This window comes from Pseudomonas kulmbachensis (genome assembly GCF_963681935.1).
In the GTDB taxonomy this organism is placed as follows: Bacteria; Pseudomonadota; Gammaproteobacteria; order Pseudomonadales; family Pseudomonadaceae; genus Aquipseudomonas; species Aquipseudomonas kulmbachensis.
In genome coordinates this window covers 4,985,455-5,007,182 of record NZ_OY817088.1, presented here as the reverse complement: position 1 = coordinate 5,007,182, position 21,728 = coordinate 4,985,455, and the positions used below count along the sequence as shown (strand labels likewise).

General features: G+C 58.8%; 22 protein-coding genes. 6 read left to right on the top strand and 16 right to left on the bottom strand.

What is annotated here, in order from left to right:
* Positions 1–15 precede the first annotated feature (15 nt).
* The 10 genes from U5A05_RS22835 to ubiE form a co-directional block, all read right to left on the bottom strand.
* The gene (locus U5A05_RS22835; RefSeq protein WP_261740096.1) at positions 16–1,584 is read right to left on the bottom strand and encodes a methyl-accepting chemotaxis protein; all 1,569 of its coding nucleotides are present in this window, start codon (positions 1,582–1,584) and stop codon (positions 16–18) included.
* Between the two features lie 233 nt (positions 1,585–1,817).
* Positions 1,818–2,528 (bottom strand): 16S rRNA (uracil(1498)-N(3))-methyltransferase, encoded by a 711-nt coding sequence (locus U5A05_RS22830; protein ID WP_261740095.1) that lies wholly within the window; start codon positions 2,526–2,528, stop codon positions 1,818–1,820.
* On the bottom strand, positions 2,525–3,322 hold the full coding sequence (tatC, locus tag U5A05_RS22825) for a twin-arginine translocase subunit TatC (protein ID WP_261740094.1): 798 nt from the start codon (positions 3,320–3,322) through the stop codon (positions 2,525–2,527). Before tatC ends, U5A05_RS22830 begins: the two co-directional genes overlap by 4 nt.
* 4 nt (positions 3,323–3,326) lie before the next feature.
* Positions 3,327–3,719 carry a Sec-independent protein translocase protein TatB gene (gene tatB / locus U5A05_RS22820; RefSeq protein ID WP_261740093.1) on the bottom strand — a complete coding sequence of 131 codons (393 nt, stop codon included), beginning with the start codon at positions 3,717–3,719 and terminating at the stop codon, positions 3,327–3,329.
* A 10-nt stretch (positions 3,720–3,729) separates the two neighbouring features.
* Positions 3,730–4,008 carry a twin-arginine translocase TatA/TatE family subunit gene (locus U5A05_RS22815; RefSeq protein WP_019825245.1) on the bottom strand — a complete coding sequence of 93 codons (279 nt, stop codon included), beginning with the start codon at positions 4,006–4,008 and terminating at the stop codon, positions 3,730–3,732.
* A 24-nt stretch (positions 4,009–4,032) separates the two neighbouring features.
* On the bottom strand, positions 4,033–4,365 hold the full coding sequence (locus U5A05_RS22810) for a phosphoribosyl-ATP diphosphatase (protein ID WP_016783168.1): 333 nt from the start codon (positions 4,363–4,365) through the stop codon (positions 4,033–4,035).
* The gene (gene hisI / locus U5A05_RS22805; protein ID WP_261740092.1) at positions 4,358–4,759 is read right to left on the bottom strand and encodes a phosphoribosyl-AMP cyclohydrolase; all 402 of its coding nucleotides are present in this window, start codon (positions 4,757–4,759) and stop codon (positions 4,358–4,360) included. The genes U5A05_RS22810 and hisI overlap by 8 nt, the downstream gene beginning before the upstream one ends.
* Before the next feature lie 79 nt (positions 4,760–4,838).
* Entirely contained in the window at positions 4,839–6,443 is a 1,605-nt protein-coding gene (ubiB, locus tag U5A05_RS22800; RefSeq protein ID WP_321834965.1) for a ubiquinone biosynthesis regulatory protein kinase UbiB, read from the bottom strand.
* On the bottom strand, positions 6,440–7,063 hold the full coding sequence (locus tag U5A05_RS22795) for a ubiquinone biosynthesis accessory factor UbiJ (RefSeq protein ID WP_321834964.1): 624 nt from the start codon (positions 7,061–7,063) through the stop codon (positions 6,440–6,442). Before U5A05_RS22795 ends, ubiB begins: the two co-directional genes overlap by 4 nt.
* On the bottom strand, positions 7,063–7,833 hold the full coding sequence (gene ubiE / locus U5A05_RS22790) for a bifunctional demethylmenaquinone methyltransferase/2-methoxy-6-polyprenyl-1,4-benzoquinol methylase UbiE (protein ID WP_261740089.1): 771 nt from the start codon (positions 7,831–7,833) through the stop codon (positions 7,063–7,065). Before ubiE ends, U5A05_RS22795 begins: the two co-directional genes overlap by 1 nt.
* A 106-nt stretch (positions 7,834–7,939) precedes the next feature.
* On the opposite strand from ubiE, the gene U5A05_RS22785 reads away from it, so the two are divergent.
* The gene (locus U5A05_RS22785) at positions 7,940–8,215 is read left to right on the top strand and encodes a polyhydroxyalkanoic acid system family protein (protein WP_261740088.1); all 276 of its coding nucleotides are present in this window, start codon (positions 7,940–7,942) and stop codon (positions 8,213–8,215) included.
* Between the two features lie 156 nt (positions 8,216–8,371).
* Positions 8,372–9,046, top strand: coding sequence for a phasin family protein (locus tag U5A05_RS22780; protein ID WP_321834960.1), 675 nt, complete (start codon positions 8,372–8,374; stop codon positions 9,044–9,046).
* 56 nt (positions 9,047–9,102) lie between these two features.
* On the opposite strand, the gene U5A05_RS22775 is transcribed toward U5A05_RS22780, so the two are convergent.
* From U5A05_RS22775 to U5A05_RS22750, 6 genes are all read right to left on the bottom strand, one after another.
* Positions 9,103–9,474, bottom strand: coding sequence for a gamma-butyrobetaine hydroxylase family protein (locus U5A05_RS22775; protein ID WP_261740086.1), 372 nt, complete (start codon positions 9,472–9,474; stop codon positions 9,103–9,105).
* Positions 9,475–9,614: 140 nt separating this feature from the next.
* Positions 9,615–10,949 (bottom strand): ATP-dependent protease ATPase subunit HslU, encoded by a 1,335-nt coding sequence (hslU, locus tag U5A05_RS22770; RefSeq protein WP_261740085.1) that lies wholly within the window; start codon positions 10,947–10,949, stop codon positions 9,615–9,617.
* Between the two features lie 68 nt (positions 10,950–11,017).
* Positions 11,018–11,548, bottom strand: coding sequence for an ATP-dependent protease subunit HslV (gene hslV / locus U5A05_RS22765; protein WP_003438754.1), 531 nt, complete (start codon positions 11,546–11,548; stop codon positions 11,018–11,020).
* A gap of 233 nt (positions 11,549–11,781) precedes the next feature.
* Positions 11,782–12,474, bottom strand: coding sequence for an SPOR domain-containing protein (locus U5A05_RS22760; protein WP_261740084.1), 693 nt, complete (start codon positions 12,472–12,474; stop codon positions 11,782–11,784).
* A 1-nt stretch (position 12,475) separates the two neighbouring features.
* The gene (gene argS, locus U5A05_RS22755) at positions 12,476–14,212 is read right to left on the bottom strand and encodes an arginine--tRNA ligase (protein WP_321834958.1); all 1,737 of its coding nucleotides are present in this window, start codon (positions 14,210–14,212) and stop codon (positions 12,476–12,478) included.
* A 251-nt stretch (positions 14,213–14,463) separates the two neighbouring features.
* Entirely contained in the window at positions 14,464–16,683 is a 2,220-nt protein-coding gene (locus tag U5A05_RS22750) for a primosomal protein N' (protein ID WP_321834957.1), read from the bottom strand.
* Between the two features lie 219 nt (positions 16,684–16,902).
* Between U5A05_RS22750 and rpmE the strand changes: the two genes are divergently transcribed.
* The 4 genes from rpmE to U5A05_RS22730 all read left to right on the top strand — a co-directional run bounded on the left by rpmE (position 16,903) and on the right by U5A05_RS22730 (position 21,715).
* A complete protein-coding gene (gene rpmE, locus U5A05_RS22745) occupies positions 16,903–17,154 on the top strand; it encodes a 50S ribosomal protein L31 (protein WP_019825265.1) in 252 nt (83 codons plus the stop codon).
* A gap of 5 nt (positions 17,155–17,159) precedes the next feature.
* Positions 17,160–17,987: a thermonuclease family protein gene (locus U5A05_RS22740; protein WP_261740081.1), complete on the top strand. Its 828-nt coding sequence runs from the start codon at positions 17,160–17,162 to the stop codon at positions 17,985–17,987.
* Between the two features lie 181 nt (positions 17,988–18,168).
* Positions 18,169–19,437 carry a malic enzyme-like NAD(P)-binding protein gene (locus U5A05_RS22735; RefSeq protein ID WP_261740080.1) on the top strand — a complete coding sequence of 423 codons (1,269 nt, stop codon included), beginning with the start codon at positions 18,169–18,171 and terminating at the stop codon, positions 19,435–19,437.
* A 220-nt stretch (positions 19,438–19,657) separates the two neighbouring features.
* Complete coding sequence (locus tag U5A05_RS22730; RefSeq protein WP_321834955.1) at positions 19,658–21,715, top strand: lipase family protein; 2,058 nt, start codon at positions 19,658–19,660, stop codon at positions 21,713–21,715.
* Positions 21,716–21,728 lie beyond the last annotated feature (13 nt).

Here is a 21,728-nt window from a genome sequence, read left to right as displayed (position 1 = left end):
CACTTGCAGCTGCTGTTAAACCTTAAACCGCCCCACCAACGTCTGCAAATGTGTACCCAGGCGCGCCAGCTCAACGCTGGAGGCCGCCGTTTCTTCACTGGCGGCGGCGGTTTGCTCTGATACATCTCGCACATTCAACACGCTGCGGTTGATCTCTTCTGCCACCGCGCTCTGCTGTTCGGCAGCCGCTGCAATCTGTTGGTTCATGCCCTGAATGGTCGACACTGTACGGGTGATGTTGCCCAGTGACTCGCCTGCGCGGCGGGTCAGTTCAACGCTGTTGTCCGTCAGGGCGCGACTGTTGTCCATACTGCTGGACACCTGCTGAGTGCCGCTTTGCAGGCCGGCAATCAGCTCTTCGATCTCTTCCGTGGATTTTTGCGTGCGCTGCGCCAGGCTGCGTACTTCGTCGGCCACCACCGCAAACCCGCGACCGGCTTCTCCAGCCCGTGCAGCTTCGATGGCAGCGTTCAGCGCCAGCAGGTTGGTTTGCTGGGCAACGGACTTGATCACGTCGAGCACGCTGCCAATTTTGTCGCTTTCACGCTTGAGATGGCCCATGGCATCGGTGGAATGGCCGACCTCAATCGCCAGCTTCTCGATCTGGGCGATGGCCTGCGCAACCACGCTGTCGCCTTCGCGGGCCTGCTGGTCGGCAGCAATTGCAGCTTCAGAGGCTTCTTCGGCGTTGCGCGCCACTTCCTGTACGGTCGCCGCCATTTCATGCATGGCGGTGGCGACCTGATCTGTCTCGACTTTCTGACTGTTGACCCCGGCACTGGTCTGCTCGGTGACCGCCGAGAGTTCTTCGGCGGCGCTGGCGATTTGCGTCACGCCGTCACTGATTCCGCCAATCAACTCGCGCAGGCCTGCGGTCATCCGTTGTATGGCTTGCTGTAGCTGCCCCAGTTCGTCGCGACGGTCGGTTTGATGGTCGTGGGTCAGGTCGCCTGCCGCGATTCGCTCAACGGTTTTCAGCGTGCGTTGCAGCGGGATAACGATCTGGCGAGTAATGGCCCAGGCCGCAATGATGCCCAGTACCAGTGCCAGCAACGTACAGCCGATCAGCAGGGTGGTGGCCTGCCGGCTGTCAGCGTCGCGCTTGGCTGTTTGCAGAGCCGAGAGTTTTTGGCTCTGCTCGATCAGGACAGTGCCCTGGCGGTGCATGCGCTCAATGGCTTGTTCACTGGCTTGAGTGCCTTGAATCAGGTCGGCGAAGGCGCGTTTGTACTCGGCCACGGCGTTGAGTTGCTGTTCGACCAGTGTCAGCTCGTCGGGAGCTACCAGCTGTTTGCGTGCTCGCTCCAGGCCGTTGTCCAGTTCGCTCAGTTGGTGAGTGACTTCGGCTAGGGTGTTTTCGCCGGGTTGGCGTTCATATTCAAGGCGGGCAATACGCAGGTCTTTGGTCAGGCCGATGATTTTCGAAATATTGGCCAGCTTGTCACCCTGGTCGATGACGGACACCAGACCATTCCAGCCCGTTGCGGTGATCAGCAAGGTCAGCATCAGCACCAGCCCGAAGCCCAGACTGAGTTTACGATTGACGCTTATATTGCCGAGCCGTTGGGCCAGCCGATGGAACATGGTGATACTCCTTTATTGACCGAGTTACGTAACGGTCTTCATGGGTTATCAGGGCATCGGCGCGCAGGGGGATAACTGAAGTGCGCAGGTTGAATGTGTGACGAACGTCAAGAACCTGTAGCCGCTGCCGCAGGCTGCGATGGGCGCGCGGAGCGACCCTGATTTTCAGGCGAGAAGCGAAGGTCCTGCGGACCTTATCGCAGCCTGCGCCAGCGGCTACAGGTTTGGGGAGGTCAGAACAATCGGGCGAGAAGGGCGGTGACGGCGGTTTCGACCCGCAGGATGCGCGCGCCCAGTTGCACCGGCTGCAAGCCTGACTTGGCCAGCAAATCGATTTCGTAAGGGATCCAGCCACCTTCCGGGCCGATGGCCAGTGTGACCGCTTCGTCCAGCCCGCGCGGGCAGGCCGGGTAATCGCCCGGATGACCGACCAGGCCCAGGGTGCCTTCGACCAGCGCAGGCAGGCGGTCTTCGACAAACGGCTTGAAGCGTTTTTCGATGACGATCTCAGGCAGTACGCTGTCGCGTGATTGCTCCAGGCCCAGAATCAATTGTTCACGAATGGCTTCGGGTTCCAGAAACGGGGTCTGCCAGAAGCTTTTCTCTACCCGGTAACTGTTGACCAGAATGACCTTCGGCACGCCCATCGAGGCCACGGTTTGTAGCACGCGGCGCAGCATTTTTGGGCGCGGCAAGGCGAGCAACAGGGTCAGTGGCAGTTTGGCCGGTGGCGGCTGGTCCAGGCTGTGGATAACCAGCTCGGCTTCTTGTGCTTCAAGGCGCACCAGCTCGGCGCTGCCCATCAACCCGCCAATCCGGCCGACGCGCAGGCTGTCGCCGACGACGGCACGGTGAACTTCCTGCATGTGAGTCAGGCGCCGATCGCGCAGGATCACGCGGTCGGCGGCAATGAAATCAGCCTCTTCGAGGAGCAGCAGGTTCACGCTTGTGGCGCTGGCGGTTGGGCGTCGTTGTCAGCCGATTGTTCGTCCGGGTGTTCGCCGCGTTTGTTCTTGCTGACCAAACTGCCAAAAATAATGCCGATTTCAAACAGCATCCACATCGGGATGGCGAGCAAGGTTTGCGAGAAGATGTCGGGCGGAGTCAGGATCATGCCGACTACGAAGCAGCCGATGATCACGTACGGGCGAATCTTGCGCAGGTATTTGACGTCGACGATGCCAATCCAGACGAGCAATACCACGGCCACCGGGATTTCAAAGGCCACGCCAAAGGCAAAAAACAGGGTCATGACGAAATCAAGGTAGCTGCTGATATCGGTCATCATCGCGACGCCTTCCGGGGTAGCAGCGGCGAAGAACTTGAACACCAGCGGGAACACCAGGAAGTAGGCGAAGGCCATGCCTGCGTAAAACAGGAAGATGCTGGAGACCAGCAGCGGCACGGCTATGCGCTTCTCGTGCTTGTACAGACCAGGAGCGATAAACCCCCAGATCTGGTGCAGGATTACCGGAATTGCAATAAACAGCGAGACCATCATGGTCAGCTTGAGGGGCGTGAGGAACGGCGAGGCCACGTCGGTGGCGATCATCGTCGCGCCTACCGGCAGGTATTCACGCAACGGCGTGGAGACCAGGGTGTAGATTTGCTGGGTAAAGGCGAACAACCCGGCAAAGATGATGAAAATCGCCGCGATGCAGCGCAACAGGCGGGTGCGCAGCTCGGTGAGATGCGAAACCAGCGGCATTGGCTGGTCGTGATCAGGCTTATCGCTCATGCGCTTAAGGGGCTCGCGGTGGCAGGGTAGGGTCGTGTGGCGCTGCCGGTTGAGGCGCAGGGTCTTTGCTCAGGCTAACGGGGGCAGTGTTCGCAGGCTCGACAGGCGCAACTGTTGGCTCGGTCGGGGTCAGCGGCTTCACGGCGTCCTGCAGAGGGGCCAGGATCTTCTTGGCTTCCTCTTCCATCGACAGGATATGTTCGTTGTGCAGCTGCCGACGTATTTCGTCGGCGCCGATTTCACGTTCAACTTCCTGTTTGATCGCATTGAAACTGCGTTTCAAGCGCCCGATCCACAGGCCCGCCGTGCGCGCAGCACCTGGCAGTCGCTCGGGGCCGAGCACCAGCAGGGCCACAAGGCCAACGAGCAGCAGTTCACTGAAGCTGATACCGAACATTAGTTTTGGCTCACACGTCTTTGCGGGTCGGCTCTTCGACTTTTTGTGCCTGCACGTCAATGGTGTGCGGCTCGTTCAGGGTCGAAGTGGTGTGTGGTTGTGGTGCAGCAGTTGGCTGCGCAGGCGGAACCACGGGCTCGGCAGGTTTTTCGTCGTCGTTCATGGCCTTGCGAAAGCCTTTGATCGATTCGCCGACATCGGTGCCCAGATTTTTCAGTTTTTTGGTGCCGAAGACCAGGACTACGACTACCAGAATGACGATCCAGTGTTTCCAGTCAAAAATGCCCATGATGTGTTCCTTAGCAAAAGTGATTTAGGCGGACGGCCGGGAGGCTTTTTCCACGTGGCCGGAGGTGCCGATACGCCGCTCCAGTTCATCCAGTACTGCCTGAGGATGCTGCCCCAACTGGGCCAGCATGATCATGCTATGGAACCATAGATCGGCTGTTTCGTAGATAACATCGCTGCAATCACCGCTGATGGCGGCGTCTTTGGCGGCGATGATGGTTTCGATCGACTCTTCGCCGACTTTTTCCAGAATCTTGTTCAGGCCCTTGTGGTACAGGCTGGCGACATAGGAGCTGTCGGGAGTTGCGCCTTTGCGTGCTTCGAGCACTTGGGCTACGCGGCTCAAGGTGTCAGTCATGGGAGTGCCCTGCGTGGTAAATGGCGTGCGGATCTTTGAGCACCGGGTCGACGGTTTTCCACTCAGCGTTTTCGTACACGCGGTAGAAGCAGCTCTGGCGACCGGTATGGCAGGCGATATCACCGATTTGTTCGACCATCAGGATGATCACATCGGCATCGCAGTCCAGGCGCATTTCATGCAGCTTTTGCACGTGGCCGGACTCTTCGCCCTTGCGCCACAGCTTGCCACGCGAACGTGACCAGTAAATGGCACGGTTCTCGGCGGCAGTCAGGCTCAATGCCTCGCGGTTCATCCAGGCCATCATCAGCACGCGCCCGGTCTTGTGGTCCTGGGCAATCGCCGGCACCAGGCCGTCGTTGTCCCATTTGATCTCGTCCAGCCAGTCTTTCATGTTCGACTCCGACAACCTGCCTCAACCCTGTGGCTGAGGCCTGGTGAATTCACAGTTTGCCAGCCTCTTCCGGAGCTGGCTATCGGCGCACGATCAGATACAAGCCTACGGCCAGCATGATTCCTGCTGGCCAGTAGCCCGCAGTGTGCAGGGGGCCGAGGCTGGCCAGCAAGGCCCCTGCGGCCAGATGCCCGGCACCGATCAGGCGCAGGAACCAGCCATCACGGGATTCGCGCACGATCAATTGTTTGTTATTGGCATGGGGTTGCGACATGCGTTCGAGCAAGTCGCGAGTCATGCCGGCCAAATGCGGGATCTGCTCGACCTGGCTGTGCAGGTTGCGCAGCAGGGTTTTAGGGCTAACGCGCTCACGCATCCAGCGCTCGAGGAACGGCTGGGCGGTGTTCCACAGATCGAGGTCGGGGTACAGTTGGCGCCCCAGGCCTTCGATATTGAGCAGGGTTTTTTGCAGCAACACCAACTGCGGCTGGACTTCCATATTGAAGCGTCGAGCCGTCTGGAACAGGCGCATCAGCACCTGGCCAAAGGAAATTTCCTTGAGTGGTTTCTCGAAAATTGGTTCGCACACGGTACGGATAGCGGCTTCAAACTCGTTGAGTTTGGTATGCGCTGGCACCCAGCCTGAATCAATGTGCAACTGCGCCACACGGCGGTAGTCACGCTTGAAAAAAGCGAACAGGTTGCGTGCCAGGTAGTCCTGATCCTCGGGGGTCAGGCTGCCGACGATGCCGCAGTCGATGGCGATATATTGCGGAGCCCACGGATTGACGGTGCTGACAAAGATGTTGCCGGGGTGCATGTCGGCGTGAAAGAAGCTGTCGCGGAACACTTGGGTGAAGAAAATCTCCACGCCGCGCTCGGCCAGCATCTTCATATCCGTGCGCTGATCCGCAAGGGCCTCCAGGTCGGTGACCTGAATCCCGTAGATGCGTTCCATCACCAGCACTTTGGGGCGGCACCAGTCCCAGTAGATCTGCGGCACGTACATCAGCGGCGAGCCTTCGAAGTTGCGCTTGAGCTGGCTCGCATTGGCCGCCTCGCGCAACAGGTCGAGTTCGTCGTAAATGGTTTTTTCGTAGTCTGTGACTACGTCCACCGGGTGCAGCAGGCGGGCGTCAGCGCTCAGGCGCTCGGCGGTACGGGCCAGAATAAACAGCCAGGCCAGGTCAGAACCGATGATCGGCTTGAGCCCGGGGCGCACAACCTTGACCACTACTTCTTCGCCGGTCTTGAGCTTGGCCGAGTGAACCTGAGCCACCGACGCTGAGGCCAGCGGTTCGATGTCGAAACGGCTGAACACTTCGCTGATTTTGGCACCGAGCTGCTCTTCGATCAGCTTGACCGCCACTTGCGGGTCGAACGGCGGTACTCGGTCTTGCAGCAGCATCAGCTCATCGGCGATGTCGGCGGGCAGCAGGTCGCGGCGAGTTGAAAGGATCTGGCCGAACTTGATAAAAATCGGCCCCAGATCCTGCAACGCCAGACGCAGGGCCGCGCCGCGGCTCAGCTCCAGTTTCTTACGCGGGAACCAGCGCCACGGCAGTGCGTAGCGCAGGGACAGCATCCACCAGGGCAAAGGCAGGGCGAACAGCAGGTCATCCAGTCGGTAGCGAATGACGACGCGCTGGATACGAAACAAACGGCGTATGGCAAGCAGCTTCATGCGTTATCGCTGGAATTGAGGGATCGGGAAAGGCGCTCAAAGCGCGCCTCAAAGCGATCCAGGTCGAGTTTGAGTTGGTCGAGTTCGTCAAAGCGCGCTTGCGCTTCGTGTTCGCCGACCAAGGTGCGGGCTTCTTCGCTCAGGTATTCGGCCAGATTTTGATTGAGGCTGGCGAATCCTTGCTGATACCAGTTGGCGCGGCTGCGCAGGTGACCACCGATCAATGCCGTGGCCACTGGCCCGATCCAGTTCGAGAGTTCGTACTCCCAATCCAGTTCCAGGTCTTGCAGCACCGCTGCCAGCTCCATCAGCACCGCGCTGTCGCCTTCAAGCTCGACTTCAGGGCTGTGCAACACGGCGCTTTTGTCCTTGCTCAAGGCCAGACGCAGCAGGCTGGTGGCGGGTGCACGCAAGGTGCAGTCAGGTTCGGCCGCCCATTGGCTGGCCAGCAGCAGGCCTTCATCGCTGGGCAAAATAAACAGGCGCAGCGAGGGGCTCGCGCATTCGACGGCAATCAACTTGCCGGTCAAGGGACGCAAGCGCGCCAGAGCCGTGCTGTCCAGCCGCAAAACGCGGTTGATGCCGTTTTCGACGCTGGCGAGAAGGCCGCGCAGCAACATCAGGGCTTGATGCCGCGGTGCAGAGCGACGATGCCCGAAGTCATGTTGTGATAGGTCACGCGGTCAAAACCGGCCTCGACCATCATCGACTTCAGTGTCTCTTGGTCAGGGTGCATGCGGATCGATTCGGCCAGGTAGCGATAGCTCTCCGGGTCGTTGAGGATCAGCTTGCCCACCAGTGGCATAAAGGCGAACGAATAAGTGTCGTAGACCTTGGACATCAGTGCGTTGGTCGGCTTGGAGAACTCCAGCACCAACAGACGGCCACCCGGCTTGAGCACGCGCAGCATGGAGCGCAGGGCGTCTTCCTTGTGGGTCACGTTGCGCAGACCGAAGGCGATGGTCACGCAATCGAAATGGTTGTCCGGGAACGGCAGCTTTTCAGCGTCGGCCTGAACGAACTCGATATTGCCGGCCACGCCCTTGTCCAGCAGGCGGTCACGACCGACCTTGAGCATCGAGGCGTTGATGTCGGCCAGCACCACTTGGCCGGTCGGGCCAACCAGATGGGAAAACTTGCGGGCCAGGTCACCAGTGCCGCCAGCGATGTCCAGCACCTTGTTGCCAGGGCGTACGCCAGACAGCTCGATAGTGAAACGCTTCCACAGACGGTGCATACCGCCCGACAGAACGTCGTTCATCAGGTCATATTTGCCGGCTACAGAGTGGAAAACCTCGGCGACTTTCTCGGCCTTTTGGCTTTCCGGTACGTTTTTGAAGCCGAAGTGAGTGGTGGGTTCGGCATCGCTGCCTTTGCGCTGATCAGTCATATCGCTGTCACCAAAAGAGAATGCTGGCCATTCTAATCCCGGTGGCCGGCTTTGTCTTGGCGAGGGTGAATGTATAGTGGCGGCTTTATTTATCAGGAGCGACGCCATGGCGCGTATCAGCGTTGAACGTACCCATAACCTTGGCCTTGAGGCCGCACGTGAAAAAGCTCAGCCATTGGTCGAGAAGCTGGCCAGCCAGTACGGCCTGACCCCTACCTGGGCTGGCGACACCGTGAAATTGAAGCGCTCGGGCGTAAACGGCACCCTGGAAATCGGCGAGAAAACCGTCAAGGTCGATGTGGAACTGGGAATGTTGATGTCCGCGATGAGCGGCATGATCCAGTCGGAAATCGAACGGTCGCTGGACAAAGCACTGTCGTGACCTTCTTGCGGCTCGTGCAGCAGGCTAATTCGCTATGAGCCGCCTTGATACAAGGCGGTTTAGCGTCTAAACCTGATGCAGGTGAGCACGTTGTTCATCTTGATGATTCGACGCCCTTGCTCACTGGCGTCGCAACTGAACATTGAGGGAAACACGATGGCTGCTAAAAAGTCGACGACCAAAGAAAGCAACTCATGGGTAGGCAAGGTTGAAGAGTACTCACGCAAAATCTGGCTGGCAGGTTTGGGTGTGTATTCCAAGATTGATACGGACGGCAGCAAGCTGTTCGACACCCTGGTCAAAGATGGCGAAAAAGCCGAAAAGCTGGCCAAGGACGCGGGCCACAAAGTGGCTGAGGGTGTTAAGGCGTCGACCTCATCCGCGCGTTCTCGGGTTGAAGACGTGAAGGATTTGGCATTGGGCAAGTGGAGCGAGTTCGAAGAAGCTTTCGATAAGCGTCTCACCAGCGCCATTTCACGCTTGGGTGTCCCCAGCCGTGAAGAAGTCAAAGCGTTACACGCCCAAGTGGACGTATTGACCAAGCATATTGAAAAACTGACTGCGGCCGCTGCAAAAGTCACTGCGACCAAACCACCTGTAGCGAGCAAGCCTGCAGCGGTCAAGGTTGCGGCAAAACCTGCAGCAGCCAAGCCAGCAGCCAAGCCAGCGTCCAAGGCTGTAGCCGCGAAGCCTGCGGCAAAACCTGCAGCCAAGCCAGTAGCAGCCAAAAAGCCCGCAGCTCCGAAAAAGCCTGCAGCACCTAAAAAACCGGCCGTAGCCAAGGCCCCTGTAGTAACTGCGCCACCGGCGTCGGTGACGACAACGTCATGACTGCTTTGTGAGCAAGCCCGGCTCCCACGGAGAGCATCTGTGGGAGCCCGACTGCGTTACAACATCAGTTTGACGACCGACACCGAAGGGTCGCGCGACTTGCCGGCCTTTTTCAGCTCGGCCAGATAGTCAGCCCATAATTCTTCCTGGCGCACGCCAAGCTGGTGGAGATATTCCCAAGTAAACAGGCCGCTGTCGTGACCGTCATCGAAGGTCAGTTTTAGCGCGTACTGGCCTGCGGGCTCTACCTTGCTCAAGCCGACATTGATTTTGCCGAATTGCAGGATCGGATTGCCGTGACCCTGGACTTCTGCGGAGGGGGAATGCACGCGCAAAAACTCGGCAGGCAGCTCGTATTGCTCGCCGGACGGGTATTTGAGAGTGAGGGTTTTCGAGGCTTTGTGCAGGTTGATGGCGCTGGGGATCATGGTCGTAACCTTTGGTCATCGCACAAACAGTGTAGCCGCTGCCACAGGCTGCGATCACCAACGTAGTTGGCGCAAGATCCGGAGATCGTTGAAGGCCTTCGCCTTATCGCAGCCTGCGGCAGCGGCCACAGGTGTTCGGTTTACAAGATGTAGCGCGAGAGGTCTTCGTTCTCGGCCAGTTCGCCCAGGTGGCTGTTCACGTATTCGGCGTCGATACGAATCGGCTCTTCATTCTGTGTGCTGGCAATATCACCGGCACTGAAAGATACCTCTTCAAGCAAACGCTCAAGCAGCGTGTGCAGGCGGCGAGCACCGATGTTTTCGGTTTTCTCGTTCACTTGCCAGGCGATTTCAGCCAGACGCTTGATGCCTTCGGGCAGGAACTCGATGTTCAGGCCTTCGGTTTTCAGCAGCTCGCGGTATTGCTCGGTCAACGAAGCGTGTGGCTCGCTGAGGATGCGCTCGAAGTCGCCAGGGGTCAGGGCCTTGAGCTCGACACGAATTGGCAGGCGGCCTTGCAGCTCAGGCACCAGATCGCTTGGCTTGCTCAGGTGGAACGCACCGGAGGCAATAAACAGGATGTGGTCGGTCTTGACCATGCCCAGCTTGGTATTGACCGTGCAACCCTCGATCAGCGGCAACAGGTCGCGCTGTACACCTTCGCGGGACACATCGGCGCCGCCGACATTGCCGCGTTTGGCAACCTTGTCGATTTCGTCGATAAACACGATGCCGTGCTGCTCGACCGCTTCCAGGGCCTTGGCCTTGAGCTCTTCGTCATTGACCAGGCGACCGGCTTCTTCGTCACGCACCATTTTCAGTGCTTCTTTGACTTTCAGTTTGCGGCTCTTGCGCTTGCCTTTGCCCATGTTGGCAAACAGGCTTTGCAGTTGGTTGGTCATTTCTTCCATGCCTGGCGGCGCGGAGATATCGACGCCAACAGCATCGGCGACTTCGATTTCAATTTCCTTGTCATCCAGCTGGCCTTCACGCAGGCGCTTGCGGAACAGCTGGCGCGTGTTGGAATCCTGCGGGGTGGCGGCTTCTTCGCCGAACGTGCGGGCAGGTGGCAGCAGGGCGTCGAGGATACGCTCTTCAGCGGCGTCTTCAGCGCGGTGGCGAACTTTTACGATTTCCTGCTCGCGCAGCAGCTTGATCGCCGCGTCAGCCAGATCACGAATGATCGACTCGACGTCACGGCCTACGTAGCCGACTTCGGTGAACTTGGTCGCTTCAACCTTGATGAACGGCGCGTTAGCCAGCTTGGCCAGGCGACGGGCGATTTCGGTTTTACCGACACCGGTTGGGCCGATCATCAGAATGTTTTTTGGCGTCACTTCAACGCGCAGTTCTTCGGGCAGTTGCATCCGGCGCCAGCGGTTACGCAGCGCGATGGCGACGGCGCGCTTGGCGTCGTCCTGGCCGATGATGTGGCGATTGAGCTCGTGGACAATTTCGCGGGGAGTCATGGACATGATAATTGGCGTTCCTCTAGCTGAAGTAAGGTTCACAAACGGGCTGGCGGGCCAGCCTGGCAGGCGTCTTACTCAGCGAGGTCCTGCTCCTCAATAGTGATGTTGTGGTTGGTGAATACGCAAATGTCGCCAGCGATACCGAGTGCGGTTTCGGCGATTTCGCGGGCCGACAGGTCGGTTTTCATCAGCAGGGCGCGAGCCGCTGCCTGGGCGAATGCACCGCCCGAACCCATGGCGATCAAGCCGTCTTCTGGCTCAACCACGTCACCGTTACCGGTGATGATCAGGGAGGCGTCTTTGTTGGCAACGGCCAACATGGCTTCCAGGCGGCTCAGCGAGCGGTCGGTACGCCATTCTTTGGCCAACTCGACAGCGGCGCGAACCAGATGGCCTTGATGCTTTTCAAGCTGGCCTTCAAAACGTTCGAACAGGGTAAATGCATCAGCGGTTGCACCGGCGAAACCGGCGATAACCTGGCCGTGATAGAGGCGGCGGACTTTTTTCGCGTTGCCTTTCATCACGGTATTGCCAAGAGAAACCTGGCCGTCGCCAGCCATAACGACTTTGCCGTGGCGGCGTACTGAAACGATGGTGGTCAAGGGAGAGTCTCCACGCAGCGGGGCGAAAATGCCTGATGGAAATACATATGGGGGTTGTAGCGGATTTTTCAACAGCGGGAAGGGAATGGGGATGAACGGGGAGGAGGGATCTGGTGGGGGTGTTGTGGGAGCGAGCCTGCTCGCGACGCGGTTTTCCTGTTGAATCGCGGTGATGTCATCGCGAGCAAGCTCGCTCCCACAGAGGCTGTATTGCCCCGTGGGAGCGGCTGCTATCAGCGCCGCTGTTGCAACAACAAGTTATTGAACCCGCCGCCCGCCAATTGCTTTTGGGCCACAGTCAGTTGGTCGCGGTTGCTGAACGGCCCGACGAGAACCCGGTACCAGGTTTCGTCTTTTACCGTACCGGCTTCAACCGTAGCGGTCTGGCCCAGCAGGATGATCTGTGCCCGCACTTTTTCAGCATCGGCCTGTTTGCGGAACGAGCCCGCTTGCAGGAAGAACCTGGTCACCGGTGCCGCTTTGACGACCGGAGGTGCAGGTGGAGGGGTGAGGCCGTTCAATGCAGCCTGAGCACGTACCGTGTCGATTTTGGCAGCTTCAGCCGGAGTGACCGGTGCCAGCGGCGCGGTTTGCGGCGTTGGCAGGGTCTTCTCGGGCACGGCTTCTGGCGGCACGATCACTTCAGACTCGGGCAGCAGGGTATAGAAGTCGTACTTGGGCTTGACCGGTTGGGTTGGGCTCGGCGCTGTTTTGTTGGCTTCAGCCGCTTTCGTGGCTTTGAGCTGCTCTTGCTTGACCCGTTTGACGTCGTCGCCCTGGCCAGGCTCGAGCTTCATCAGAAACACGATAAATGCGCCCACGGTCAGGCCGATGGCCATCCATAGCCAGCCCGGAATCGGTTTTTTAGCCGGTGCCTGATAGCGACTGGCGCCGCGCTTGGGTGCAGGTTTTTTCTTCGCGGCCAACTTACATGCGCTCCAGAGTTTCCAGACCCAGCAGTTCCAGGCCTTGCTTGAGAGTACGGCCAGCCAAGGCGGCCAGACGCAAGCGGCTTTGCTTTTGCGCTTCGTCTTCGGCACTCAGGATCGGGCAGTTCTCGTAAAAGCTGGAGAACAGACCGGCCACTTCGTACAGATAGGTGCAGAGGGTGTGCGGTGTGCCTTTTTCAGCCACGTTGTTCAGCACTTCACCGAACTGCGCCAGTTTGGCTGCCAGCTCTTGCTCTTGCGGTGCTTCAAGCACGATCTGCCCTTGCACCTCTTCAAAGCCCTTGCCCAGCTTGCGGAACACGCCCGCGACGCGGGTGTAGGCATACAGCAGGTAAGGTGCGGTATTGCCTTCAAAGTTCAACATCAGGTCGAAGTTGAAGCTGTAGTCGCTGGTGCGGTGCTTGGACAGGTCGGCGTATTTCACCGCGCCAATCCCGACAACTTTGGCAATGGCGCGCAACTCTTCTTCTGCCAACTCCGGGTTTTTCTCTTTCACCAGGGTGTAGGCGCGTTCTTTGGCTTCGTTGAGCAGGTCGATCAGTTTGACCGTACCGCCATCACGGGTCTTGAATGGACGGCCATCGGCGCCGTTCATGGTGCCGAAGCCCATGTGTTCCATTTCCATCGGATGGGTGACGAAGCCAGCCTTGCGGGCCACTGCAAACACTTGCTGGAAGTGCAGAGCCTGACGTTGATCGACGAAGTACAAGGCGCGATCAGCTTTCAATACACCACTGCGATAGCGGATAGCCGCGAGGTCGGTGGTGGCATACAGATAGCCACCGTCAGCTTTAACGATGATGACCGGCAGCGGCTCGCCTTCGGCGTTCTTGAACTCGTCAAGGAACACGCACTGGGCGCCGTTGCTCTCGACCAGCATGCCTTTGGCCTTGAGGTCGTTGACTACGTTGATCAGGTCGTCGTTGTAGGCGCTTTCGCCCATCACGTCGGCCATGGTCAGTTTGACGTTCAACTGCTCGTAAATTTTCTGGCAGTGCGACAGCGAGATGTCCTTGAATTTGGTCCATAGCGCCAGGCAGTCAGGGTCGCCAGCTTGCAGCTTGACCACCAGACTACGGGCGCGATCGGCGAATTCCGGCGACTCGTCAAAGCGTTTTTTGGCTGCGCGGTAGAAGTTCTCGAGGTCAGACAGCTCGTCGCTGGTGATCGGGTTTTCTTCCAGGTAGGCCATCAGCATGCCGAACTGGGTGCCCCAGTCGCCCACGTGGTTCTGACGAATCACCTCATCGCCGAGAAATTCCAGTACCCGGGCTACGCCGTCGCCAATGATGGTGGAGCGCAAGTGGCCCACGTGCATCTCTTTGGCCAGGTTGGGTGCCGACATGTCGACCACGGTACGCATGGCCGGGGCCGCTTTGCGCACGCCGATTTTCGGGTCGGCCAGTGCTGCGTCCAGGCGCGAGGCCAGGGCCTGGGTGTTCTGGAAGAAGTTCAGGAAGCCGGGACCTGCGATCTCGGTCTTGCTGATTTGCTCATCGGCCGGCAGGGCGGCGATGATCTTTTCAGCCAGATCGCGGGGCTTCATGCCTGCAGGCTTGGCCAGCATCATGGCGATGTTGCTGGCGAAGTCACCGTGGGTTTTGTCACGGGCGTTTTCCACCTGAATCGCTGGCGTCAGGCCTTCAGGCAACACACCTTCTGTGACGAGTTGAGCTAGGGCTTGTTGAATCAGCTGGCGAATGGTGTCTTTCATGGTCTTCTCTTTCGACCGCAAGCGCGGTAGCGCTTCAGTGCGCAGGTGGAAAAACTGGGCATTATCCGTTGCCGGGCGGGCCTTGCCAACCTTAGCAGGCAGGTTATGGATATGTGGTGTACGGTTATTCCCTAATATTCTCCAAATCTGTGGGAGCGGGCTTGCTCGCGATAGCATCATCGCGGTCTTCCAGAGACAGTGCGTCGTCTGCATCGCGAGCAAGCCCGCTCCCACAGGGGATATTTGGTGCCTTAATAAAGGTCTACCGGGTCAACGTCCAGCGACCAACGTACCTGGCGACCGCTGGGCATTTGCTCAAGGGCTAGCAGCCATTGGCTGAGCAAACGATGTAGCGGCGCGCGGGCGCTGGCTTGCAGCAATAACTGCGCGCGATAGCGTCCGGCGCGGCGCTCCATCGGTGCGGGCACCGGGCCGAGCAGTTCGATGCCACCCAGGTTCAATTCGCCCAGCAGGCGTTCAGCCTCGCTGCAGGCTTCGTCCAGGAAACCTTCCGCTTGCCCGGGTTTATGGGCTTCGGCACGCAATAGCGCCAAATGCGCGAAAGGCGGCAGCCCAGCGGCCCGTCGCTCGCTCAAGGCCTGTTCGGCAAAGGCGAAGTAACCCTGTTCAGTCAGTTGGATCAGCAGCGGATGGTCGGCCAGATGGGTCTGGATAATCACCTTGCCCGGCTCTTCAGCGCGACCGGCACGGCCTGCGACCTGAACGATCAACTGGGCCATGCGCTCGCTGGCGCGGAAGTCGCCGGAGAACAAGCCGCCATCGGCATCCAGAATCGATACCAGCGTCACCCGGGGGAAGTGATGGCCTTTGGCGAGCATTTGCGTACCGATCAGAATGCACGGCTGACCCTTTTGGATCGTGGCAAACAGCTGGTTCATCGCGTCTTTGCGCGAAGTACTGTCGCGATCGACCCGCAGTACCGGGTAGTCGGGGAACAAAATCCCTAGCCGCTCTTCTGCGCGCTCAGTTCCTGCGCCCACTGGCCGCAAATCAACCTTGCCACATTGCGGGCAGTTGCGAGGCACGCGCTCGACGTAGCCGCAGTGATGGCAGCGCAGCTCGCCGGAGCGCTGATGGACGGTCATGCGCGCATCGCAACGCTGGCACTCCGACATCCAGCCGCAGTCATGGCACAGTAAGGTGGGCGCAAAGCCGCGACGGTTCAGAAACACCAAAACTTGTTGGCCCGCTGCAAGGGTCTGGCCGATGGCTTGTTGCATTGGCCCCGAAATCCCGCTGTCCAACGGACGGCTTTTTACATCCAACCGCAGGAAGCGTGGTTGTTTGGCCCCACCTGCGCGTTCATTCAAGCGCAGTAGGCCGTAGCGGCCGGTGTAGGCGTTGTGCAGGCTTTCGAGAGATGGAGTGGCAGATCCCAGGACTATAGGGATGTTCTCCTGACGGGCGCGAACCAGAGCGAGGTCGCGGGCGTGGTAGCGCAAACCTTCCTGCTGTTTATAAGAACCGTCATGTTCTTCATCGATGATGATCAGTCCCGGGTTTTTCATCGGGGTGAACAGTGCTGAGCGGGTGCCAATAATAATGTCGGCTTCGCCGTCCCGTGCGGCCAGCCAGCTTTCGAGACGCTCGCGGTCGTTAACCGCTGAATGCACCAGCGCGATGCGCGCATTGAAACGCTGTTCGAAGCGGGCCAGGGTTTGCGGACCCAGGTTGATTTCAGGGATCAACACCAGTGCCTGCTTGCCCGCCTGTAGGGTTTCGCGGATCAGTTGCAAATACACTTCGGTCTTGCCGCTACCGGTCACTCCGGCCAGCAAGAAAGCATGGAAGTGGTCAAAACCTGCGCGAATCGCCTCGTAGGCGGCACGTTGTTCGTTATTAAGCGGCAACTCGGGCTGGGCCAGCCAGTGCTCATGGCGCTCGCTCGGCGCGTGGCGGCGGATTTCCACCGTCACCAGTTCCTTGGCCAACAGCAGGTCGAGGCTGTCCTTGCTCAGCATCAACTTGCTTAGCAGTTGGTGCGCCACGCCGTGGGGGTGCTGGGCGAGGGTGGCCAGCGCTTCACGCTGGCGCGGTGCACGGGCGATGCGCGGGTCGTCGAGCCTGGCGCCGGGGGCGATCTGCCAGAACCGTTCCTGGCGCGTCTCGGCCAGTTCGCCCTGACGCAGCAGCACCGGCAGTGCCCAGCTCAGGGTGTCGCCCAGGCTGTGTTGGTAGTACTGCGAGGTCCACAGGCACAGCTTGAAGAGCGAGGGCGGTAGGGGGGGCGTGGTGTCGAGCAGCGCGATCGCAGGCTTAAGCTTGTCGGCCGGGACCTCGCTGTGATCGACCACTTCGACCAGAATGCCGATCATCTCGCGTCGTCCGAACGGCACCCGCAAGCGCATGCCAGGCTGTAATTGACTGCGCAGCACGCCAGCAGGCGCCCGGTAATCAAACAGGCGGCGCAAAGGGGAAGGCAGGGCAAGGCGCAAAATGGCGTCGGGCACGCGGGGCTCTCAAGTGATGAACGGCAAAGATGGCCCGGAGCCTAGCAGACAACGCGTCCCGGGACTTAAAGGCAGGTCAATGAATAATGAAAGAAATAGGGTGGAGCATGCTTGGCCGCTTGCGTCAATGCAAAGGTCTGGTATTATCGGCGCCCTAATTTTACGTGCGGTATTCAACAATGGTGTTGAGTGGCGGCACGCTAGCCCGAGGAATACCCCATGAAAGCCGATATCCATCCAGCGTACGAAACAATCCTGGTAACTTGCAGCTGCGGCAACAAGTTCGAAACTCGTTCGAACCTGTGCAAGCCACTGGGCACCGACGTATGCAACGAGTGCCACCCGTTCTACACCGGTAAGCAGAAGACTCTGGACATTGGCGGTCGTGTTGATCGCTTCAAGACTCGTTTTGGTGCTTTCGGCGCTAAAGCAGCAGCTCCAGCAGCAGAAGCAGAAAAAGCAGCCGAGTAAGGCTGATGACCTTGGGCAGCCTTTTTGGTCTGGCCAGGTTATTGAAAAAGGCGTCCCTCGCGGGCGCCTTTTTTATACCTGCGATTTGGCTTTCGGGGGCACTCGCCGCGCCGCTTTGCCCTGCTCCGGAGGCGCTGACCTATGCTTCGGTGGCGCATGTGTCCGATGGTGACACGCTGCGCCTCGAAGATGGACGCAGTGTGCGCATGATCGGTCTCAACGCGCCGGAGACGGGCAAGAAGGGCCAGTCTGCCGAGCCCTTCGCGGAGGCTGCGCGCAAGCGCCTGCAGACGCTGGTGGCGCAGAGTAATGGCCGTGTCGGGCTGCTCGCGGGCAAGCAGGCTCAGGATCGCTATGGCCGCACCCTGGCCCATGTGTTTGGTGCCGATGGCAGCAACCTTGAAGCCCAATTGCTCGCAGATGGGCTGGGGTACCAAGTGGCGATAGCACCGAATGTCGCATTGCTCGATTGTCAGCAAGCGGCGGAGCGCAGTGCCCGGGCGGCTGGCCTGGGGCTCTGGCGCCAATCGCCAGTGCTTGCAGCGCAACAAATCAGCCGTTCCGGCTTTGCCCTGGTGGGCGGTACGGTCAGTAAGGTGCAGCGCAATCGCGGCGGGCTTTGGATCGATCTGCAGGGTGGTTTGGTATTGCGCATTGCACCCAATCAACTGGCCAATTTCGATCAAAAATCCCTCGCCGGTCTGCAAGGCGCGCAAGTTGAGGCCAGAGGCTGGGTGCTGGACCGCTCGCGGCGCGGAGGGCTAAAGGCTGGGCAGGCGCGCTGGATGTTGCCTTTGACTCATCCGGGAATGTTAAAAGTCGCTGCGCATTAAAAATTGTAGACAATTTTAATCGCATATTGTGAACACTCTAGCCCTTATGGGGCGCGGCTCTTGGCCCAAAGTCGTAAGGCAAAGCCCTTGACACTGCTGACTGGTCAGTCTTGTCGGGACTTTGCGACACGCGTATGCTCGGCGATTCGTCTGTCCAACAGCAAAAAAGCGGAATGCCCACATGTCTGATTTGAAAACCGCCGCTCTCGAATACCATGCCCAGCCCCGTCCAGGGAAACTGAGTGTCGAGCTCACCAAACCTACCGCTACAGCCCGCGATCTAGCGCTGGCTTACAGCCCGGGTGTAGCCGAACCAGTACGCGAAATCGCCCGCGACCCTGAACTTGCCTACAAATACACTGGCAAAGGCAACCTGGTAGCCGTGATTTCCGATGGCACCGCTATTCTGGGCTTGGGTAACCTCGGCCCATTGGCCTCCAAGCCTGTTATGGAAGGCAAAGGCGTGTTGTTCAAGCGCTTTGCCGGTATCGATGTATTCGATATCGAAGTTGACTCCGAGAGCCCACAGGCTTTCATCGACACCGTAAAACGCATCTCTATTACCTTCGGCGGCATCAACCTCGAAGACATCAAGGCACCTGAGTGCTTTGAGATCGAACGTGCTCTGATCGAGCAGTGCGATATCCCTGTATTCCACGATGACCAGCACGGCACCGCTATCGTGACCGCGGCTGGCATGATCAACGCCCTGGAAATCGCTGGTAAAACCCTGGCTGACGCCAAGATCGTTTGCCTGGGCGCCGGTGCTGCAGCCATCTCCTGCATGAAATTGCTGGTGAGCATGGGCGCAACCATCGAAAACATTTACATGGTTGACCGTACCGGCGTGATCCACTCTGGCCGTGACGACCTGAACCAGTACAAGGCGGTATTCGCCCACGCAACCGAGAAGCGCACCCTGGCTGACGCCATGGACGGCGCGGACGTGTTTGTTGGTCTGTCGGGTCCTAACCTGCTGAGCGCTGAAAACCTGCTGCGTATGGCGCCTAACCCGATCGTGTTCGCGTGCTCGAACCCTGATCCGGAAATCTCCCCGGAACTGGCTCACGCTACCCGTAACGACGTGATCATGGCCACTGGCCGTTCGGACTACCCGAACCAGGTCAACAACGTACTGGGCTTCCCGTTCATCTTCCGTGGTGCTCTGGACGTTCGCGCCAAGCGCATCAACGAAGAAATGAAAATCGCAGCGGCCAACGCACTGCGTGAACTGGCCAAACTGCCAGTGCCACAAGAAGTGTGTGATGCCTACGGCGGTATCAAGCTGGAATTCGGTCGTGAGTACATCATCCCGAAACCAATGGACGCCCGTTTGATCACCCTGATCTCCGATGCCGTGGCCAAAGCCGCTATCGAGACAGGTGTAGCAACTCTGCCGTACCCGAAAAACTACCCGCTGAAAAGCGTGGATGACGTCTTCAACGGTTAATTCCGTATAGCGTCAAAACAAAGCCCTGGCACTGAAAAGTGCCGGGGCTTTTTAGTTTTCGGGGGGATGAGGTCTAAAAATTAATACACATATTCAGAAGAATCTCAGACACATTTAGGAATTGTCTTACATTCATTCCTACAGCTAGCGGTTAGTTTTATCCCCTTGTCTGGGGAGGCTTTGTCCTGAAGTGTGCCCTCAGTGCCTACAGGAATCACCGATGCTCACACCCTCTCGCCAGAAGCATATAAGTCGGACCAGTTTTCAATTGGTTGACGAACAGGGAGCAGGCGAGCCGTATGCCGGGCTGGCCTACGACCTTGTAGACGGTGAAGGAGGCACGCACAGCGGTCATCTGGATGCCGTTGGCCGCGGTGAGGTTGGCAACCTGATCGGCCCTGTTGGCGTCATGTTCAGGCAGTTACATGACGGTAGCCGTGCGGTCTATGCGCGATTACTGGATCGCCCGCACTACCCGCTCAAAATCACCGAGCTTCAGGTCAGGGCCGAGCACACTCGATACCTCAACAAAGGGGGTGTTCGCACGCAGGACAAGCCGGTGTGCATCGATACCGAAACTGACTTCTATCAGGTTGAAGTACGGGATTTGGTCGAGCATGTGTCGCATTTGCCGCCAGCGCTCGATTGCCCTTTTGCGCCGCCGCCAAGCCCGCTTGGCGTGTGTCTGGCCAGCGGTCGTCATACGTTGTTGCAAGTCCGCCCCTTACGAGCTTTGCGCCCGCTGCTGTCAACCGACTCACAGTATTGCGCGCTTAATCTCTACCAGTTGGCGTTGCTGGCGACCTTGAGCGATTGCCCCTTTGGTGGCGCCCAAGGCAGGCCGCGTGTGACAACTGCGGATGCGCAACTGAGTATGGGGGATTGGCCGGTCAGCCCAGGGCAAGCCAAGTCCTACTACCCGCTTTATGAAGACGTGGCGTATTCCAGTCGCTTGGAAATCGTGCCGTTTGATCCAGCGTTGTATCCGGCCAATGACCCGCTATCAACAGCAGCACAGGAGACCCCGGCCTCTATTCATTTCAGCGGTGAGATTCGTTTTGGGACAAAAGGCACCGAGATGCAAATCTTTGTGACCCACAACGAGGAAGTCATATTGATTGCCGTTCGTGGCATCTGCCCCTGGTCCGAGTTCTCGGGGCGGGCGGATGCACTTCAAGTGCCCTTTGCAGAGGGGGAGGGCAAGGTGCATAGCGGGTTTTACGACGCTGCCAGGCAGGCTTATGACTTTGCTGGCGTTTACCTGGACAAATTCTACGCCGGGCAAAAAGTCCTGGTTTGTGGTCATAGCCAGGGTGGGGCCGTTGGCTTGCTTCTTTCACAAATGCTGCGTCTGCGCCGGTATTGCGATGTACTGCTCTATACCTATGGTGCGCCTCGTGCAGCGGACGCGACTTTTGTCAGCGCGGCGCATGGCCTGGTGCACCAGCGCATGGTTAACCACAACGACCCGATTCCCAGTGTTCCGGGGAGCTGGATGAACAACCGGTTGACGGCGTACTGCGCCGTCACGATGTTCACCTTTACCCATGTGCCCGCAGGGTTTGGGGTGTTTGTGGCGGGTTTGAGTCATTTGTTCGGCGAGCCGTACCAGCATCACGGCACCTTGCGCCACTTTATGCCGGTGGAGTTCGGTCATGGGCAGGTCTCGCACCTCATCTGGGGGCCTCTCAGTGAAACCATCACCCAGCAGGCATTAAGCCATGCGGTGTTCGAGCAAAAAGCTGCTGTGCCGGAACCGGACGGGCTTCTTGGGCAGTTGGTCGACGTAGGTCAGCAGTTTATGGTCGACAGTTATATTCCCAGTTGCTGGGCAGTGCTGCGACGAAGCCAGCAAGCGCTCACGTTCCGGCGTTCGCTGGTAACAGAGCGGGAGGTGTTATTCGTTGATCAGGCGCTTGAGCACATCGCGCAACAACTGCGCACTCGCTATCGCGAACAGATGACGTTCACGGGCTGCAGTTTTGAAGAGCAGGTGCGAGTAATGAACTTGCTGATGCGGGAGATGAGCAGCGTCGACAAGACCCGAAAGCAGTTATACAAGCTGAGGTTTACGGTGCCCAGCCTGGCAGATGTGTATGGCCGGTTTGCGCTGCAGCCTGAGGTCTTGGCTGAAAGCCTGATGCGCTGGGAGGCCCACAGCGAAAGCACCCGAATGGATCAACTGGCGATGGCGCCGGTTGATGAGTTGCTCGAAGACAGCCTGCCCATGGAATATATGCTCGCCTTGGAAGCAAGCTGCCAGTTGCACTGCAACTGACAGCTTGTCGGGC

Excerpts from the sequence above, each read along its gene's own strand:
- tatB (WP_261740093.1), bottom strand. The coding sequence starts at position 3,719 with ATGTTCGGTATCAGCTTCAGTGAACTGCTGCTCGTTGGCCTTGTGGCC.
- hisI (WP_261740092.1), bottom strand. The coding sequence starts at position 4,759 with ATGAAAGACTGGCTGGACGAGATCAAATGGGACAACGACGGCCTGGTG.
- U5A05_RS22835 (WP_261740096.1), bottom strand. The coding sequence starts at position 1,584 with ATGTTCCATCGGCTGGCCCAACGGCTCGGCAATATAAGCGTCAATCGT.
- argS (WP_321834958.1), bottom strand. The coding sequence starts at position 14,212 with ATGAAAGACACCATTCGCCAGCTGATTCAACAAGCCCTAGCTCAACTC.
- ubiB (WP_321834965.1), bottom strand. The coding sequence starts at position 6,443 with ATGAAGCTGCTTGCCATACGCCGTTTGTTTCGTATCCAGCGCGTCGTC.
- U5A05_RS22740 (WP_261740081.1), top strand. The coding sequence starts at position 17,160 with ATGACCTTGGGCAGCCTTTTTGGTCTGGCCAGGTTATTGAAAAAGGCG.
- U5A05_RS22730 (WP_321834955.1), top strand. The coding sequence starts at position 19,658 with ATGCTCACACCCTCTCGCCAGAAGCATATAAGTCGGACCAGTTTTCAA.
- U5A05_RS22795 (WP_321834964.1), bottom strand. The coding sequence starts at position 7,063 with ATGTTGCTGCGCGGCCTTCTCGCCAGCGTCGAAAACGGCATCAACCGC.
- U5A05_RS22775 (WP_261740086.1), bottom strand. The coding sequence starts at position 9,474 with ATGATCCCCAGCGCCATCAACCTGCACAAAGCCTCGAAAACCCTCACT.
- U5A05_RS22810 (WP_016783168.1), bottom strand. The coding sequence starts at position 4,365 with ATGACTGACACCTTGAGCCGCGTAGCCCAAGTGCTCGAAGCACGCAAA.
- hslU (WP_261740085.1), bottom strand. The coding sequence starts at position 10,949 with ATGTCCATGACTCCCCGCGAAATTGTCCACGAGCTCAATCGCCACATC.
- U5A05_RS22785 (WP_261740088.1), top strand. The coding sequence starts at position 7,940 with ATGGCGCGTATCAGCGTTGAACGTACCCATAACCTTGGCCTTGAGGCC.
- U5A05_RS22815 (WP_019825245.1), bottom strand. The coding sequence starts at position 4,008 with ATGGGCATTTTTGACTGGAAACACTGGATCGTCATTCTGGTAGTCGTA.
- U5A05_RS22735 (WP_261740080.1), top strand. The coding sequence starts at position 18,169 with ATGTCTGATTTGAAAACCGCCGCTCTCGAATACCATGCCCAGCCCCGT.
- tatC (WP_261740094.1), bottom strand. The coding sequence starts at position 3,322 with ATGAGCGATAAGCCTGATCACGACCAGCCAATGCCGCTGGTTTCGCAT.
- U5A05_RS22780 (WP_321834960.1), top strand. The coding sequence starts at position 8,372 with ATGGCTGCTAAAAAGTCGACGACCAAAGAAAGCAACTCATGGGTAGGC.
- ubiE (WP_261740089.1), bottom strand. The coding sequence starts at position 7,833 with ATGACTGATCAGCGCAAAGGCAGCGATGCCGAACCCACCACTCACTTC.
- rpmE (WP_019825265.1), top strand. The coding sequence starts at position 16,903 with ATGAAAGCCGATATCCATCCAGCGTACGAAACAATCCTGGTAACTTGC.